This is a genomic window from Microbulbifer maximicatervae (SeqCode) (assembly GCF_056232625.1).
In genome coordinates this window covers 2,507,834-2,523,492 of sequence record NZ_CP174324.1, presented here as the reverse complement: position 1 = coordinate 2,523,492, position 15,659 = coordinate 2,507,834, and the positions used below count along the sequence as shown (strand labels likewise).

General features: G+C 47.1%; 14 protein-coding genes. 10 read left to right on the top strand and 4 right to left on the bottom strand.

All coding sequences use genetic code 11. From position 1 onward, the window contains the following. Positions 1-75: 75 nt before the first annotated feature. The gene (gene sodB, locus ACJJI6_RS10940; RefSeq protein WP_108732228.1) at positions 76-657 is read right to left on the bottom strand and encodes a superoxide dismutase [Fe]; all 582 of its coding nucleotides are present in this window, start codon (positions 655-657) and stop codon (positions 76-78) included. Positions 658-989: 332 nt separating this feature from the next. On the opposite strand from sodB, the gene ACJJI6_RS10935 reads away from it, so the two are divergent. Beyond that, entirely contained in the window at positions 990-1,748 is a 759-nt protein-coding gene (locus ACJJI6_RS10935; RefSeq protein ID WP_475713392.1) for a zinc ribbon domain-containing protein, read from the top strand. Between the two features lie 152 nt (positions 1,749-1,900). Then, positions 1,901-3,409 (top strand): fumarate hydratase, encoded by a 1,509-nt coding sequence (locus ACJJI6_RS10930; RefSeq protein ID WP_475713391.1) that lies wholly within the window; start codon positions 1,901-1,903, stop codon positions 3,407-3,409. Between the two features lie 42 nt (positions 3,410-3,451). On the opposite strand, the gene ACJJI6_RS10925 is transcribed toward ACJJI6_RS10930, so the two are convergent. Continuing rightward, complete coding sequence (locus ACJJI6_RS10925) at positions 3,452-5,275, bottom strand: DUF885 domain-containing protein (RefSeq protein ID WP_475713390.1); 1,824 nt, start codon at positions 5,273-5,275, stop codon at positions 3,452-3,454. Between the two features lie 208 nt (positions 5,276-5,483). On the opposite strand from ACJJI6_RS10925, the gene ACJJI6_RS10920 reads away from it, so the two are divergent. The 6 genes from ACJJI6_RS10920 to ACJJI6_RS10895 all read left to right on the top strand — a co-directional run bounded on the left by ACJJI6_RS10920 (position 5,484) and on the right by ACJJI6_RS10895 (position 10,644). Then, the gene (locus ACJJI6_RS10920; protein ID WP_108732232.1) at positions 5,484-5,828 is read left to right on the top strand and encodes a 4a-hydroxytetrahydrobiopterin dehydratase; all 345 of its coding nucleotides are present in this window, start codon (positions 5,484-5,486) and stop codon (positions 5,826-5,828) included. A gap of 155 nt (positions 5,829-5,983) precedes the next feature. Further along, positions 5,984-6,457 carry an OsmC family protein gene (locus ACJJI6_RS10915; protein ID WP_475713389.1) on the top strand — a complete coding sequence of 158 codons (474 nt, stop codon included), beginning with the start codon at positions 5,984-5,986 and terminating at the stop codon, positions 6,455-6,457. An 85-nt stretch (positions 6,458-6,542) separates the two neighbouring features. Then, positions 6,543-6,938 (top strand): GNAT family N-acetyltransferase, encoded by a 396-nt coding sequence (locus tag ACJJI6_RS10910; protein WP_475713388.1) that lies wholly within the window; start codon positions 6,543-6,545, stop codon positions 6,936-6,938. Between the two features lie 120 nt (positions 6,939-7,058). Continuing rightward, positions 7,059-7,799, top strand: a complete 741-nt coding sequence (locus ACJJI6_RS10905) for an NUDIX domain-containing protein (RefSeq protein WP_444894801.1) — start codon at positions 7,059-7,061, stop codon at positions 7,797-7,799. 198 nt (positions 7,800-7,997) lie between these two features. Further along, the gene (locus tag ACJJI6_RS10900; protein WP_475713387.1) at positions 7,998-9,185 is read left to right on the top strand and encodes an alpha/beta hydrolase-fold protein; all 1,188 of its coding nucleotides are present in this window, start codon (positions 7,998-8,000) and stop codon (positions 9,183-9,185) included. A 421-nt stretch (positions 9,186-9,606) separates the two neighbouring features. Further along, positions 9,607-10,644 (top strand): energy transducer TonB, encoded by a 1,038-nt coding sequence (locus tag ACJJI6_RS10895; protein ID WP_475713386.1) that lies wholly within the window; start codon positions 9,607-9,609, stop codon positions 10,642-10,644. Between the two features lie 685 nt (positions 10,645-11,329). Here ACJJI6_RS10895 and ACJJI6_RS10890 read toward each other — a convergent pair. Beyond that, positions 11,330-12,019, bottom strand: coding sequence for a pirin family protein (locus tag ACJJI6_RS10890; protein ID WP_475713385.1), 690 nt, complete (start codon positions 12,017-12,019; stop codon positions 11,330-11,332). 136 nt (positions 12,020-12,155) lie between these two features. Here ACJJI6_RS10890 and ACJJI6_RS10885 point away from each other — a divergent pair, with 136 nt between their 5' ends. Continuing rightward, positions 12,156-13,058: a LysR family transcriptional regulator gene (locus ACJJI6_RS10885; RefSeq protein ID WP_475713384.1), complete on the top strand. Its 903-nt coding sequence runs from the start codon at positions 12,156-12,158 to the stop codon at positions 13,056-13,058. A 150-nt stretch (positions 13,059-13,208) separates the two neighbouring features. On the opposite strand, the gene ACJJI6_RS10880 is transcribed toward ACJJI6_RS10885, so the two are convergent. Then, positions 13,209-13,970, bottom strand: a complete 762-nt coding sequence (locus tag ACJJI6_RS10880) for a TlyA family RNA methyltransferase (RefSeq protein WP_475713383.1) — start codon at positions 13,968-13,970, stop codon at positions 13,209-13,211. Between the two features lie 126 nt (positions 13,971-14,096). Here ACJJI6_RS10880 and nhaA point away from each other — a divergent pair, with 126 nt between their 5' ends. Further along, entirely contained in the window at positions 14,097-15,572 is a 1,476-nt protein-coding gene (nhaA, locus tag ACJJI6_RS10875; protein ID WP_282931697.1) for a Na+/H+ antiporter NhaA, read from the top strand. The last annotated feature ends 87 nt before the right edge of the window (positions 15,573-15,659 follow it).

The following is a 15,659-nucleotide window of genomic DNA, read 5'->3' as shown; positions in this document are numbered from 1 at the left end:
AATTTGATTGGGAGGAGGGCATTAAGGAAATAAAAAAAGCGGGCACATGGCCCGCTTTTTCTGGTGACTTCGGGATTAAGCGAAGTTCTGGTTTACAAACTCCCAGTTCACCAGGGCCCAGAAAGCTTCCATGTACTTCGGACGCAGGTTGCGGTAGTCGATGTAGTAAGCGTGTTCCCAAACATCGCAGGTCAGCAGGGGAGTAACGCCTTCTTCAGTCAGCGGGGTTGCTGCGTTGGAAGTGTTTACAATGGCGACTGAGCCGTCAGCATTTTTTACCAGCCAAGTCCAGCCGGAGCCGAAGTTGTTTACAGCACTGGTGGTAAATGCTTCTTTGAACTGGTCGAAGCTACCGAAGGCTGCGTTGATAGCCTCGGCAATCGCGCCAGTGGCTTCGCCGCCACCGTTAGGGCTCAGGCAGTTCCAGTAGAAAGTGTGGTTCCAAACCTGGGCTGCGTTGTTGAACACACCACCGGAAGAGGACTTGATCACGTCTTCCAGAGATTTGTCAGCGTCAGCAGTGCCTTCCAGCAGGCCGTTCAGCTTGTCTACGTAGGTTTTATGATGTTTGCCGTAGTGGTACTCCAAAGTTTCTTCGGAGATATGCGGTGCCAGGGCGTTCTTAGCGTAGGGGAGTTCAGGCAATTCGAAAGCCATGGTGTTTTCCTTCCTTTGTCTGAGGGTTATTGGTGAGGGCATTCTACACGTGCCGCATCTCAGAATTAAGCCGGCGCGATGGATTAGGGAAGTTTGGGACGATTTCCTTAAACACAAGGGGGGAAGCTTTTGCTGTCAGCTCTATTCGACTGTCGTCTATTATTACTGACGACCGCTTACTTTTTCGTCAATTTTTGGTATAACTGCCGCAGAATTCGACGAATCTGAATGGATTCTATTGTCATATATTTCTGAAAATACGGTACCGGAAAGAGCAGCATAGAACTGGCGGGTACCGGACTCATCAGCACAGTTATCGGGTGTATCGAACCATGCAACGCAAAGAGCCCACACTGGGCGGCAGCGCCGCTCTAGAACCATCACTGGATCTCACTACCAGCGAAGAAAGGAGTGATTCACCAGAGCCCCAGGTGATCGTGGAGGAGCGCCGAGGTGGTTTCTCTTTCTTGGGGCTATGTGCCCTGATTATGGCGATGGGTGGCCTGGGTGCTTCGGGTTTCCTGTACCAGCAATGGCAGGACAGCCGGACCCTGTTGAGTGATGCAGAGACTCGTATTGCCGATGCGGAAAACCGTATTGCTGAACTGGAGAAGCGCTTTAGCCTCTCCGATGAGGAATCTACGGCGTCGGTTGAAGTACTGAATGCAAAAGCCAAGGAAAACTCCTCGGAGATCCGCAAATTGTGGGGTGTTGCCTATGACACCAACCGCAAGAGTATCTCTGCAAATAAAACAGCAGTCGCGGCTAACAAAAAGCAAGTCGCCTCTCTCAGCACCAAGCTCAGCGGCCTCGAGTCCAGCGTGAAGAAAATCGCTGCTGTAGAGGCTTCGCTGGCAGAGTTGCGCAAGGGCAATACAGATTCCCAGCGTGAGATGACCGATAAGCTTGCTCGCCTGGAGCGCCAGCTGGCTTCAGTGCGCAGTGACCTGACTATGCGTGTCGGTGCAAATGAAGAGGCTGTAGAGTCTATCGATGCTTACCGCCGTTCGGTGAATAAGGATCTGGTGCAGCTTCGCGATGCGATTCGCTCCCTGCAGTCCAGCGGTGATTCCACAGCTTCATCCATGTAGTTTTCCGGTTGAGTTAAAAAAGGCGGACCTGGTGTCCGCCTTTTTTTATTCCGTTTTCCCTTAAGGTGAATGGGATTTCTGGATATATCTGGGTCAATAACCCTACATTTCGTGTAGAATCGCCGGCCTCGAGACGTTAATCGGAGTTGGCAATGACCACTATCCGCCAGGATGATCTGATCGGCAGCGTGGCCGATGCGCTGCAATTTATTTCTTACTACCACCCACAGGACTTCATTCAGGCCCTGAACAAGGCTTATGAGAAAGAGGTCAACCCGGCGGCCAAGGACGCCATGGCCCAGATCCTGATCAACTCACGCATGTGTGCCGAGGGCCACCGCCCAATCTGTCAGGATACCGGCATTGTCACCGTGAAGTTGAAAGTGGGCATGAATGTGCGTTGGGACGCGGACATGAGCGTTACCGATATGGTTAACGAAGGTGTGCGCCGGGCCTATCAAAATGCCAGCAACGTGCTGCGTGCCTCTATTCTGGAAGATCCAGATGGTGCTCGTAAGAATACCGGAGACAATACTCCGGCGGTGATTCACTATGAAATCGTTCCCGGTGATACCGTAGAAGTTTATGTGGCAGCTAAAGGCGGCGGCAGCGAAGCCAAAACCAAGTTTGCGATGCTGAACCCATCTGATTCGGTGGTTGACTGGGTGCTGAAGATGGTTCCGCAGATGGGCGCCGGCTGGTGTCCGCCCGGCATGCTGGGTATTGGTATTGGCGGTACCGCTGAGAAAGCGATGCTGTTGGCTAAAGAATCCCTGCTCGACCCCATCGACATTCAGGAGCTGCAAGAGCGCGGAGCCTCTAACCGCGCTGAAGAGCTGCGCCTTGAACTCTATGATTCCGTCAACAAACTGGGCATCGGCGCCCAGGGCCTGGGCGGACTGACCACTGTGCTGGATGTGAAGATCAAGGATTATCCTACCCACGCTGCCAATAAGGCTGTGGCGATCATCCCCAACTGTGCAGCTACCCGTCACACCCACTTTACCCTGGATGGCTCCGGGCCCGCGCGCCAGACTCCCCCCAAGCTGGAAGACTGGCCGGAAATTACCCGCGACGCGGGCAGCAATACCCGTCGGGTAAACCTGGATACCATTACTGCAGAAGATATCCAAAGCTGGCAGCCCGGTGAGACCCTGCTGCTGAACGGTAAGATGCTGACTGGTCGCGATGCGGCTCACAAGAAAATGGTAGATATCCTCGCCAAAGGCGAGAAGTTGCCTGTGGATCTCACCGGCCGCTTTATCTACTACGTAGGCCCGGTAGATCCGGTGCGCGATGAGGTTGTTGGTCCCGCTGGTCCAACCACCGCTACCCGTATGGATAAATTCACTCGCACTATGCTGGAAGAGACTGGCTTGGCGGGGATGATCGGTAAGGCGGAGCGCGGCCCCATGGCAATTGAGGCGATCCGCGATAATAAAGCGGTATACCTTATGGCCGTCGGTGGCGCTGCTTATCTGGTTGCCCAGGCGATTAAAGGCTCCGAAGTTATCGCCTTCCCCGAGCTGGGAATGGAAGCGATTTACGAGTTCGAAGTAGAAGATATGCCGGTAACTGTGGCTGTCGACAGTCAGGGTGAGTCAGTACACACTACTGGCCCGCTGATCTGGAAAGCCAAGATTGCCGAAGGTGAGGTGTAACGCTTCCGCTATTTAAAGAAAAGGCCCCAACAGGGGCCTTTTTTATTGGAATTTATTGCCTTGCTTGGCTAAGTCCGCCAGCATCAGTTCGCGAATAATTGGTATAGGTGCACTGCCATAGCTCAGGAACATCTCATGGAACCCCTTGAGGCTAAAGTTGTTGCCCATTTTCTTTTTGATTTCCTCACGCAGGGCCAAAATATCTGTAAAGCCAGCAAAATAGCTGGTGAGCTGCACTTGGCTTAAGGTCGCCCTGCGCCATTTACCCTCTGCTTCAGCCTGTTGTTGAAAGGCATCCCTGACCATTAACTTCATCGCCTCTGCTTGGCTGATACCCTTTACCTGTACCTCATAATCCAAAATGGTATTAGTGATAGTGCGCAAGTTCCACTTGTAGTACATCAGCCACAGCTCGGGGGAAAAATTACCGTAACCCGCATCCAGCATCATGCGTTCCGCATAGACGGCCCAGCCTTCGATCATGGCAGTATTGCCGAGAATAGTTTTCAGGATACTGGGGGACTGGTTGGCGTAAACCAGTTGAGTGTAGTGCCCGGGGATCGCTTCATGGATATTGAGTATCTGCAGGATATAGTCATTGTATTCTCGCAGTAAGCTCTCCGCCCGTTGATCGGAGTAGGTCTCTATGGGCATCACGTTGTAATAGGTGTTTGCATTTTTATGGTAGGGGCCAGGCGCATTAATGGAAGCTACAGCAAAGCCTTGCAGATAGGCTGGAGTTGTTCGAACTACCAGTGGCTTTTCCTTGCCCAGGCTTAACAGTTTTTTTTCGGTTACAAACTCTGCCAGCTCCGGGATTTGTTGCTCTACTTTTTTCTTGAAAGTTTCTTTGGTGGCATGATATTGGGAAAGCTTGTTCAGCAGCTTTTCAATTTTTACCAGTGGCTCGTTGGGTGGGGAGTCAGAAGGAAAGTATTTTGGCCAGAGTTGATCGGCAAGCTTGGTCATTTTATCGTGGGTTAGCTGCTTCTCTATGATGGCGCGCTGATATAGTTCAGCAGCGCTCATTCCAATATTGATATCAAACTGGAATTTTTCTTCGTAGAGTTTTTCACCGATACGAAAATCACGGAATTTTCCGGATTTAGTCAATTTCTTTTGTAGGTTTTGTAGGAAGTGGATATAGCTTTGTATCGCTAGGCGAGAATCGTGCATTCGCCGTAGGAAAATCTCTTTTGCGTCCGCAGGCATCTGACTTTCTTTAACCGTTTTTTCCAGCTCTTCACCAAAGACTTCCAGTGAGCCTGTACTCTGTTGAATTGCTAATTCAAGCTGTGGCGCTGCCGGACGATAGATAGCTGCCTTAGCGGCCTGATAGTACTCGGGCACTTGCAGCATACGAGTGCTAACGGTATGTAGGCGCTTTAGAAGTGGCGCATAGTCGGTGTTTAGGATCAGGGCAAAAGAATGGGAAACATTATAGATGGATGGATCCCATTGGTATGACTTAAAGCGGGTATATTGCCATTGCAGTCGCTGCAGAAAATTTTCTATAAGAGCGAGATTACTGCGTGAATTGATATTGAGCTGGCTTTTATCCAAGGCTGCAAATTTGCGTTCATAGATTTGAGCAAAATCCAATACAAATTCACGATAACTCTTATCGGGCACCTGAAGCTCTTTGGCTACTTCATAGTAGCCTTCACTGAGCGCCCAGGATGGGAATAGATTCCATAGGCCGTGTATAAATTGCTGACAGAGCTGCTCGAATGCCAGGTTTGTCTCGGAGCGCATTTCCTCCAGGATAACCTTCTCTGGTGGAGGAAGGCGCTCTCTATCCACTTGCTGGCGCTCACAGGCTCCTAGAGATACTAGAAGTAGTAATAGACTGAGGTGTGCTTTCATGACAATCCTCACGTTAATCTGCCGATGTCGACCCAATGCTGCGGTGGCTATAGATCGTCCAATATTTTTAGCATGCGGTTCCATTTTGTGATGGTAAAACCGGATAAAATGCGTTTTTGAGCCCTGTACTTGTTTCGTTAAGGGGGGGCGGGTAGAGTGAGGCCGGCCCAATTGAGCCGATAATAAACAAGGTTTTGAGGACCGATTCATGACCGAACTAGCTCAACAACAATGTGAAGCCTGTCGTGCCGATGCGCCGCTGGTGAGTGATGACGAACTGCCAGGACTGCTGCGGCAGATCCCTGACTGGACGCCGATGACCCGTGACGGAATTATGCAGCTGGAACGCGTGTTTAAATTTCGTAACTTCAAGCAGGCTCTGGCGTTTACCAACCGTGTCGGCGCGATTGCTGAAGAGGTAGGGCATCACCCCGCACTGCTGACTGAATGGGGTAAGGTTACGGTTACCTGGTGGAGTCACGAGGCTAAAGGCCTGCACAAAAATGACTTTATCATGGCTGCTCGCACCGATGAGCAGGTGGATGCTGCTTAACTAGTATTTCTTGTGGCGCCTATATCCGGCTTCGGGAGGCGATGGACCATTTGAAATAGCACTCACCGGTTCTTGGTAATCTTAGGGCTGGTGAGTATCCCAATTTAGCCCCTTTTCCCCCAAGACTAGGGGTGTCGTCTAAAGGGAGATAAGTCTTGTCAGAGTATACTTCAACGGTGACCTGGAAACGCGACGAGCAGATTTTCACCGATAATCAATACAGTCGAGCCCACACCTGGCAATTTGATGGTGGGGCATCTATCCCAGCCTCCTCTTCCCCCCATGTTGTACCCATTCCCTATTCAGTAGTTGAAAACGTTGATCCAGAAGAAGCTTTTGTAGCGGCTCTGTCCAGCTGCCATATGTTGTTTTTTCTATCGATTGCAGCCAAGCGAGGGTTTGTGGTTGATGAATATTGCGATGAAGCTATAGGAATTATGGGGACTGATAAGGATGGTCGAATTGCTATGACTAAAGTTACCCTGCGTCCTTCAGTGCGCTTCTCCGGTGAAAAACAACCCAGTCGCGAGCAGTTAGAAAAAATACATCACCTTTCCCACAAACAGTGTTTTATTTCGAACTCTGTGAAAGCTGAAGTGGTGACAGAGATCCAGGAAGTTCCAGTTTAAGTACCTTCCTATAACGATTGGGTTGTCGCTGGGTACTAGGTAGGCTTAGCGGTACTATTAATTTGTTTATTTTATTCGGCAAGGTATGTACACAATTATTGAGAAAGTAGCTTCTACCGAGGATTTCCTCAAACTGCGAGAGATAACAGGCTTAACCCCCAGAAGCCGTGAAGCAGCGGAAAAAGGCCTTTCAAATAGCTTGTACGGTATCCATATAAAAAGACAATCTGAAACTGTCGCTATGGGGCGGGTAGTGGGGGATGGCGCACTTAATTTTGAGATAGTGGATGTTGCTGTCGATCCCAAATTCCAAGGTGTTGGCCTGGAGCGTCAGATCATGGAGCACATTATGGCTTACCTGGATCGAGAAGCCCTTCCTTCAGCATATATTACGTTGATGGCAGATGTTCCCGAGCTTTATAGAAAATTTGGATTTGAATTGAGCCGTCCAGACACTGAAGGGATGTATCTTATCAAATAATGGCACAGAGCTATTATTGTGGATTCGAAGTTGGCTTTACACCCATGAACAAATAACTGATTCAGTGTTGGCTATATCGTTTATGGTATTGAAATCATTTAGGTGTTGAATAGGTTGCTTGTGTTTCATCATACAGTTGATTCCTTTAATTGCGTTACTTTGGATCTCGAGAATTTTTCTGGTACGGAAAATCAGTTCTTGGTTGAACTGGTAGCCATTATAGAAGTATCCAGAGTTAACAGCCGAAAGTTGATATGGATAGATCTCCGAGATGCACTTACCCGGTTTATCCCGATATGCCTAAAGCATGGTTTTACATTTCATAGCTGTCGGGATTCTGCTACAAGGCTGGTTCTTAAGCTTCAGGAAGATGCATATGTTCCCTTCTACCCAACCCATACGGTGGGAGTTGGGGGATTCGTACTTCTTGATGGGCAACTGCTCTGTGTCCAGGGCCACAGTGCAGCATCGAGCCCGAAGCTGCCTGGAGGAACCGTTGACCTGGGTGAAAAGATAGCCGATGCGGTGATTCGTGAGGTTTATGAGGAGACCGGTGTGTCCTGCGAGTTTTCCTCAGTACTCGGATTTGCTACCCGATTTCCTACGAATTTAGGCTATACGGATATCTACTTCGTATGTGAATTGAGTGCCTTAAATCGGGATATTTCAATAACAGATACGGAAGAAATTAAGCATGCTTCCTGGGTAGATATTGACCACTACTTAAATGGAGGGCATATCTCAGCATTTAATAGACATGTAGCTGAAATGTCCATGCAAAGGCTTGGTTTAACCCAGGTCAGCCAGGATTCTTACAAGGATCCCTTCGCAAAGCAGGAAATATTTTGGACTAATGCCTAAAAGATCCAAATGATTAGTTGAGTATATATCGCAGTTTAACTACTTACTTTTTGGGCAGAGGGAAAGACTAAGCTGCATTCTAAACACATCGTGAATTCTTCTTTCTCATTGAGTCCAGAACGCGGCGTATGATTTCTTCCTCTTCTGATTATTAAATGTGGGTTAAATGGTTAGCTGGTGGAAAGATGGAGTGTTCCTATGAAAGGCAAATTTATAGCAATTTTAATTGCCGTAGTTTGGAGTTTGACTGCTCAATCCAATGAGTTAACTATTGGTGAGCGCAAGGTTATTGTCTCGCAAACTCTCGAAGAGAGAAGGGAGTATTGGATTTCTCTTCCCGCATCCTTTAAAAACGGTGGATATAAAGATTACCCGGTTCTCTATTTGCTTGATGCAGATTTTAATAGCTTCTTTCATGTCTTTACAGGTATGGTTCGGCAGCTGAGCTCTGATGCCACTCCAGTAATTCCTGAAATGATTGTTGTAGGTATCGTAAGCCAAGAACGTGTAAGAGATAGTTCACCTACTAGATCGCTAACTGAATATGGTGGACGTAAAAATCAGGCGCTATCCAATACAGGGGGCGCTGATCAATTTCTTGAATTTTTAAGAGAAGAGCTTATCCCAGAGATAAACGCGGAATATCCGACATCTGGGTATCAAATTCTTGCAGGTTACTCATTTACAGGTCTACCTGTTATTCATAGCTTATATTCATCGCCTGAAGATTTTAATGCGTATATCGCTATTGATCCAAGTATGTGGTGGGATGAGCAAATTATGTTGAAGCGGTATTCTGAATTCCTACAAGGTAAATCAACTGAAAAGCGCAGGCTGTTTATCGCTACTTCAGAGAGAGTAGAAGGTGTATATCCTGATGAAAACTATGTTGCAGAATTTATTAGGATGCTAAATGAGAAGCCCAAGAAAGGGCTGTACGTAGATTCAGTAATATATGGGACAGAAGAAAATCATCATACCATGCCTGTTATTAGCTTTTATAGAGGGCTTCGATCAATTTTTGATGGTTATATGATCGATGATCAAGCTAGATTTCGCCCCGCAGTGAATGTTAAAAATCACTTCGAACAGTTCTCAAGAAAGCTCGGGGGAACCTTCATGTTGAGGGAGGATGTTATTAGTTTCTTTGGCTATGATCGTCTCTATAATGATCAGTTTGGCATAGATGTTGATAAGGCAATAGAGTTTTTCGAATTGAATACACAGTTTTATCCAGGTTCATATAAGACCTGGGATAGCTTGGCTGAAGCTTATATGGTAAAGGGGGAGAAAGAGCTTGCTATAGATTGCTATAGAAAGTCATTGTTAATAAATCCTGATAATGAAAATGCTAAAAGTAGAATGTCTGATTTATTGATATATTAGTTTTTTTAAGTCTAGCTCCTTATAGTCGTGTGCTGCCCTTGGGTAGGTGGTGAAAAAGACTCGCTGATAGTGGCTCGATTGATTGCCGCACAAGCAGGTTGGAAACTCTTTTGAGAGTGAGGGTTAGACAGTTGACGCTCAAAGAGAAATGTTTGAGCTAGATCCTCATAAGGTCGTGCACTGATCTGTAATTTGAGCTTTCAATATGAGCTCTGTGTTAGCTGGAAGTAGCCTTATCTATTTGATATTATTTCAGTATAACCTGTGAGTATATTTGTGATAATCAGGTTTGATTGTGTCGGCAAAAGAATATTTTCTGTTTGTGCCCATAAGAAAGTCATAGTTGATTGTGGCTAGGTATCTCTAAAGCTTGAGCTGACTATTTAAATTTCAGGGCAGTTTATTATGGTAAGGTTGTTTAATGAGAAGGATGATTCTCCCGTTTTTTTTACTTTTTTCTGGTTGGGTATTTTCTGGAGAAAGTAAAGGCGAGGCAGTTGGAGATGTTTTTACTGGCGCAAAATTGATTGAGCGTTCTCCGCTTAAGTATCCGCCCTCAGAAGCTCGCTCCCAAAGAGAGGGGTGGGTTGTTTTGAGTTATGTTGTTTCGGTTGAGGGTGTTGCAGTTGATGCGATAGTTGTCGATTCTAGCGGCAATAAGCAATTTGAGAGGAGTGCGTTAAGTAATATTAAAACATGGACTTGGGAGCCAGCGACATTAAACGGGAATCCGGTAGAGCAAATTTACACTCGCAGCAAGTTTAGTTTTAATATGAAAAGGACACCCTCGGGGGCAAGGCGTTCTTTTGTTATACGGTATAAGGAAGCGGCCTCCCTCATTAAGAATGGTAGTTTCGATGAGGCCGAAATTAAAATTAAAAAGCTGGGGAAGCGTGAGAAATGGAATCACTATGAGGATTCCTGGTTTTGGTGGTTAAAGGCACAATACAATTTGGCACAGGGGAACAAAGAGGCAGCTTATGGGAACCTGTTAAAGTCGATAGCTTATGAAGGCGTTTATCTTCCTGATACGTTTTATATGGCTGCACTGGAAATTTTATTTCTATCGCAAGTTGAGCGTGCTTACTATGCAGATGCCTTGAATACCTTTTCCAAGATGAAAGAATTTTCGGGTGGTAAGTATGAGGAAAAGATCTTAGAGTTAAGCAGTATTGAAGAAAAGATCAAAAGTTTTCTTGCTAGTGACAGTCCTATTGCTGTTAGTGGTGCTATTGGCGAGCATGAAAACTGGCCGTATAAGCTCAATAGAAGAAAGTTCTATTATCAAAACATAGTTGGTAGTGTTGATAAGTTTGAATTAAGGTGCGATAGGAATAGGCAGGTCTTTGAGTTTTTGCTAGATAATACTTGGGAAGTACCGGAAAGTTGGGGGGCATGTACCGTGTATGTTTATGGTGAGGAAGGCACTAAAGTTGAAATTGTCGAGATTAGAGGTTAATAGGGCGGGGCAACTTGATTGCTATGGGTGTCTGATTTTTATTGGTTGCATATCGCTGTACAATAAGAGCTTAATTCAAGAGGGGCCCCCGCTTTGCTGGGGGTTCAGATAGTAATGGTTTGTCAAATGGTTACTCTAATAATTCTTTGGCAAATTAAATTTTTGCTTTACAGTGTATGCAATATAGTAAGAGAGATTGTTTTTAGTTAACACTATAAAATTTACTTTTTTGCTTCTATTTTTTGCCTAAAATCATCTTTTGTGGGTTTCGGATGTGCTGCCTTTTGGTGTGTTTTTTGGATTGATTGGCTGATCAAAGTAGTTGGCAGAAATAAATTCTGAGTATTTTTTTACAGACCTCTCATCTTGCTGTTTTTCTCCATCTTTACCGGTTAGTAGCTATTCAGTGGGTCTTGCCCAGAGTAAAAGATTCGGGTAGTCATCGAAGTTTTTACTGGTCTGTTGATATATTTTATTACTTCTGATTCCAAGTTTTTGCATAAGATCGTGACGTGTTTGTGAAAATATGGATAGTAGTTGGCTATCAATACGCTTGAAATAGAACTTTATTTGGTTTTGATTTAGGCGCCTTCATCAAAGCGGATAAAGCTCACATTCTAACTAATGGTAGAGTTGTTGCTTGGCCAGTCATATAGTTCAGATTGATATTTCTGTAACTGAGGATTTAATTGTTATGGCTCACAAGAAGCAAGTGCAGCGCCGCTGTACTGGTGAGAGTTAAGTTGTCCCCTCGGATTAAGTCGCCCTCCTTCACCTGCTCTGTGGTGTGTCCTGAGGTTACTTTTGCACTTCCACTAATTACATAGATTAAGTGAGCTTCATTTAAAGATAATTGTTCATCTGTTTTTAAGTGTGCAATGTCCATTAAAGTGCTGCTATCAAAAGTACTGCCTTTCTCGTCAATACCTCCATAAATACGAGTGGCGCCATTTAATGCTGGTTTGTAGGTTTTATACCCCGCAGGTTGGCCAGCTTTCTCTGGCAGCGCCCAGACTTGAAGCATTCTGTTTTGCTGTTTGTCTGGATTAATTTCATTGTGAGAGAAACCCTCTCCCCCTGCACGTTGTACCTGAACTTCACCTGCGGCTAAATCCTTGCCGTGTTCTAAAGATCCCTCATGACTGACCCGACCCTCGACAATGATAGAGATAACATCGATTTCACTGTGCGGATGCATACCCGATGAGCCCTGGGGTAAATAGCGTGCATCAGCCAAATACACCATGTTGCCCAGTCCTTCAAAAGCCTCTGCTTTTTTGCGAGCACCAAATACACGGCTATCAGTCACCAGTCGATGTTCAGTAATACCTGCGAATCCGCCTAACTCCAGTGTGTCTCGGGCTAAAATTTCCATTTTTTTCTCCGGGTGGTTTGTCTGTTGCTGTAGTCGATGGAGTCATTCTAGATATCCCTTTTTGTTTGATATATAGTTATTTTTCGTAATCATTATCCCATTTTTAACAACAATAAGGCTTTGCAGGTTTCATAGAATGGGCCGTAACGTTGATTTGAACGACATGCTGCTTTTTATGGCAGTAGTGGATGCAGGTAGTTTTACCTCAGCTGCGGAAAGGCTTAATTTGCCTAAGGCAAATCTCAGCCGGAAAATTGCCAAGCTGGAACATGCTCTAGGAGTCACTTTGCTAGAGCGAACCACCCGCACACAAAGCTTGACCGAAGCCGGCAGTACCTACTTGCAACATTGCCGTCGAATACAGCATGAAGTCGATCTAGCAGAAAGCAAAGTCGGCAGTTTAGTGAGCAAGGCGTGCGGTAAGCTGCGGGTGGGCGTCTCTGTTGGTGTAGGTCATGCGATATTGAAAGATGTGCTGGGTGAGTTTCTACAGGCCCATCCTGATATTGAATTGGAGTTAACTCTATCTAACAAAAGAGTGGATTTGATCGAGGAGGGCTACGATCTGGTTATCCGCGTGGGAGAGTTGGTTGATTCTCGGTTGATAGCCAAGAAATTAGGGAAAATTCGGCGCCGTTTATACACTAGCCCAAATTACATAGAGCGGCAGAATCTGAATGCCGAGTTAGAATCTTTGGCCGATTGCGAGTTTCTAATTATGAGCAGTGCACAGTATGGTGGCAGGTTGAACTTAACGAATGGCACTGATGTTCGAGAGATAATGATCGAGCCGAGAGTGAGAGTCGATGACTTCTTGATGCTAAAGCAGATGCTGGTTGATGGTTGTGGAATCGCAATTCTCCCCGACTATATGTGCCAACAAGAAGTAGCTGCGGATTTATTGGTGCCAGTATTTCCTGAGTGGGAGATGCCTCCGGTGGATCTGTATGCGCTCTACCCACAACATCGACAAAAATTGCCAAAGGTGAGCTCTTTTTTGGCCTTTGTTCAGCAGGTGTGTATGAATCGACTGGGCTGAACGCGTTAAAAAACCTTTTCAAGGTGCATATCAAGCTAACTAAATATGTATTTAAATATTAACTCGGTAGATAGCCCTTATTCGTTAGGGCTATCGAAACTTCAGCAAAGGTTTTTTCTGTAAGGTTTAATTCACCTGAAGAAATTCAGGTTAGCGTGGATGCCGAGTGGCCCAAAGTAAAAACTCCCGGTTGCCATCGCCGCCCTTTATTGGACTGTCAATATACTCTTTCACCTCAAGTCCCAAGTCTTCGCATAAGGCAGTGATGCGCTCGCGCACCTCCGGGTAGTATTTGGCATCACGCACCAGACCACCCTTGCCGATTCCCTCCGGGCCCACTTCAAATTGCGGTTTAACCAGGCTTAAGAGTTGTCCCGAAGGTTTAAGCAAGGCGGGTAACTGCGGCAGAATGAGTGCTTGGGAAATAAAAGAGACATCCATAACGATGGCATCAAAACCTGTGTCTCCGTGGGGGGAGATTTGGGAGGCTTCCAGGTGGCGTGCATTTACCCCTTCAAATAGGTGCATACGGGGGTCATCCAGTAACTTCTGCGCCAACTGATCTCGCCCAACATCAACACCGACGACTGATGCTGCTCCCCGTTGAAGTAGGCAGTCGCTAAAACCGCCAGTAGAGCAGCCAACATCCAGTGCATGCCACCCAGAGGGGTTTAGTCCTGTCTGGTCGAGGATGGCGGCCAATTTCACGCCCGCTCGGGAAACATACTGGTCTTCCGGTAGGGGGGTGACTTCAAGGGCGCAATCTTCTGGAATGCTCTGCCCGGCCTTGCGCGCGGGCTGGAGGGTACCGCCATCGGATACCATGACCCTTCCGGCATCAATCAGTTTCTTTGCATGGGTGCGGGAGTTTGCCAGCTCTCTCTGTACAAGCAGTTGATCCAATCGGGTCATGTTTCGCGGTGCAATCCTGTTTACATAATTGAGAATACAGGGCCCATGCTAACCTCTGGCTCCAGCAGGTAGAAGTGCGGCTCCGCAAATTGTGGGACTAATCTTTAGTAAGGAGGATGTTAGCTGATGGCAAAAAGCGTTCTGGATAAGTTCAAAATTCGCAAGGGAAAGGTCTTTGAGGCGCCACTTGAGGGTGCCTTTGGGCGCCTGGTTACTCCCTTTGAAGAATTTATCCATCGCCAAAGTAGCAGTGGTATTTTGTTGATGCTATCAGCTCTGGCGGCGTTGGTTATTGCCAACTCTCCTTTGCAGGAGGCTTACAAGCACCTGTTGCATATGCCCATCAGCCTCAGCGCGGGAAACTGGGAATTCTCTCTCTCCTTACATCACTGGATCAACGATGGCTTGATGGCGATCTTTTTCTTTCTGGTGGGATTGGAATTAAAGCGCGAATTTATGGTGGGAGAGCTGTCCGACCTTCGCCAGGCTGTACTTCCGGTGATGGCGGCAATTGGCGGAATGGTGGTGCCGGCACTTATTTACGCTTCTTTTAATGCGGATAGTGGTGCAGAACGCGGCTGGGGCATTCCCATGGCCACGGATATAGCATTTGCTGTCGGCTGTATTGCCCTTTTGGGGAATCGGGTGCCTCGTGCGGTAGTTACTTTCCTGGTTGCGCTAGCTATTGTGGATGATTTGGGCGCAATTTTAGTGATTGCAATCTGGTATACCGAACAGGTGAATATCACTGCGCTGATTGCGGCGGGTTGCCTGGTAGTGATTATGTGGCTGCTAAAAGCGGCAGGGGTTCGCAGTTCTCCGGCCTATGTATTTGTCGGTGTGCTGCTCTGGTATGAGTTCTACCTGGCGGGGGTACATGCGACTATTGCGGGGGTGATTACGGCAATGGCACTGCCGGCCAAACCCAAATATGACCCGGTGGCCTTTAGTACCTTTGTAAAGGATATTATTCGCAGCTTTGACCGCTGTTTCCGTCCAGGCGATAAGATTATTGCTAACGATGCGTTGCGCGCCCGAGTGATGGCGCTGGGAAATGGCGTCAACCTGGCGCAATCGCCGCTGCAGCGTATGGAAACCCGCCTGCACACACCTGTGGGTTTCGTAATAATCCCTATTTTTGCATTGGCTAACGCCGGTATTCCCTTTAGTAGTTTTACCAGTTCTTCGGCAGTGATAAACCCTGTCACCCTAGGGGTCATTTCCGGCTTGGTTGTGGGCAAGCTGGTGGGTATCGTTGGCGCCACCTGGATTGGCTGGAAGCTTGGCTGGGGCAAGTTGCCTAAGTCCGCCAATTTCCAACATATTGTCGGTGTTGCACTCCTTGGCGGGATTGGCTTCACTATGTCGATCTTCATTGCCGAGCTGGCCTTTAGCTCTGAATATGAGCTGTTGATCCAAGCTAAAGCGGGTATCCTACTGGCATCAGTAATTGCTGGAGTGGCGGGGTTCCTGGTATTGCGCAAAGCTCCGGTGGCCGATGAGTTTGAAGTTCATGGGGAGGGGGAGCCCCTGGATGAAGGTGGCAGCGATAGCCTTGGGGAAGGGAAAGACGTAGAACAGCAGCCCAGCCGCCAGGGTTAAGTTGTTTTAGCGTTCCTGATGTCACTGCGTCTCGGTCCTGGAGGGGCCTGATTCCATTAGTTTCCAGCTCCCATTGTTAATGTACGT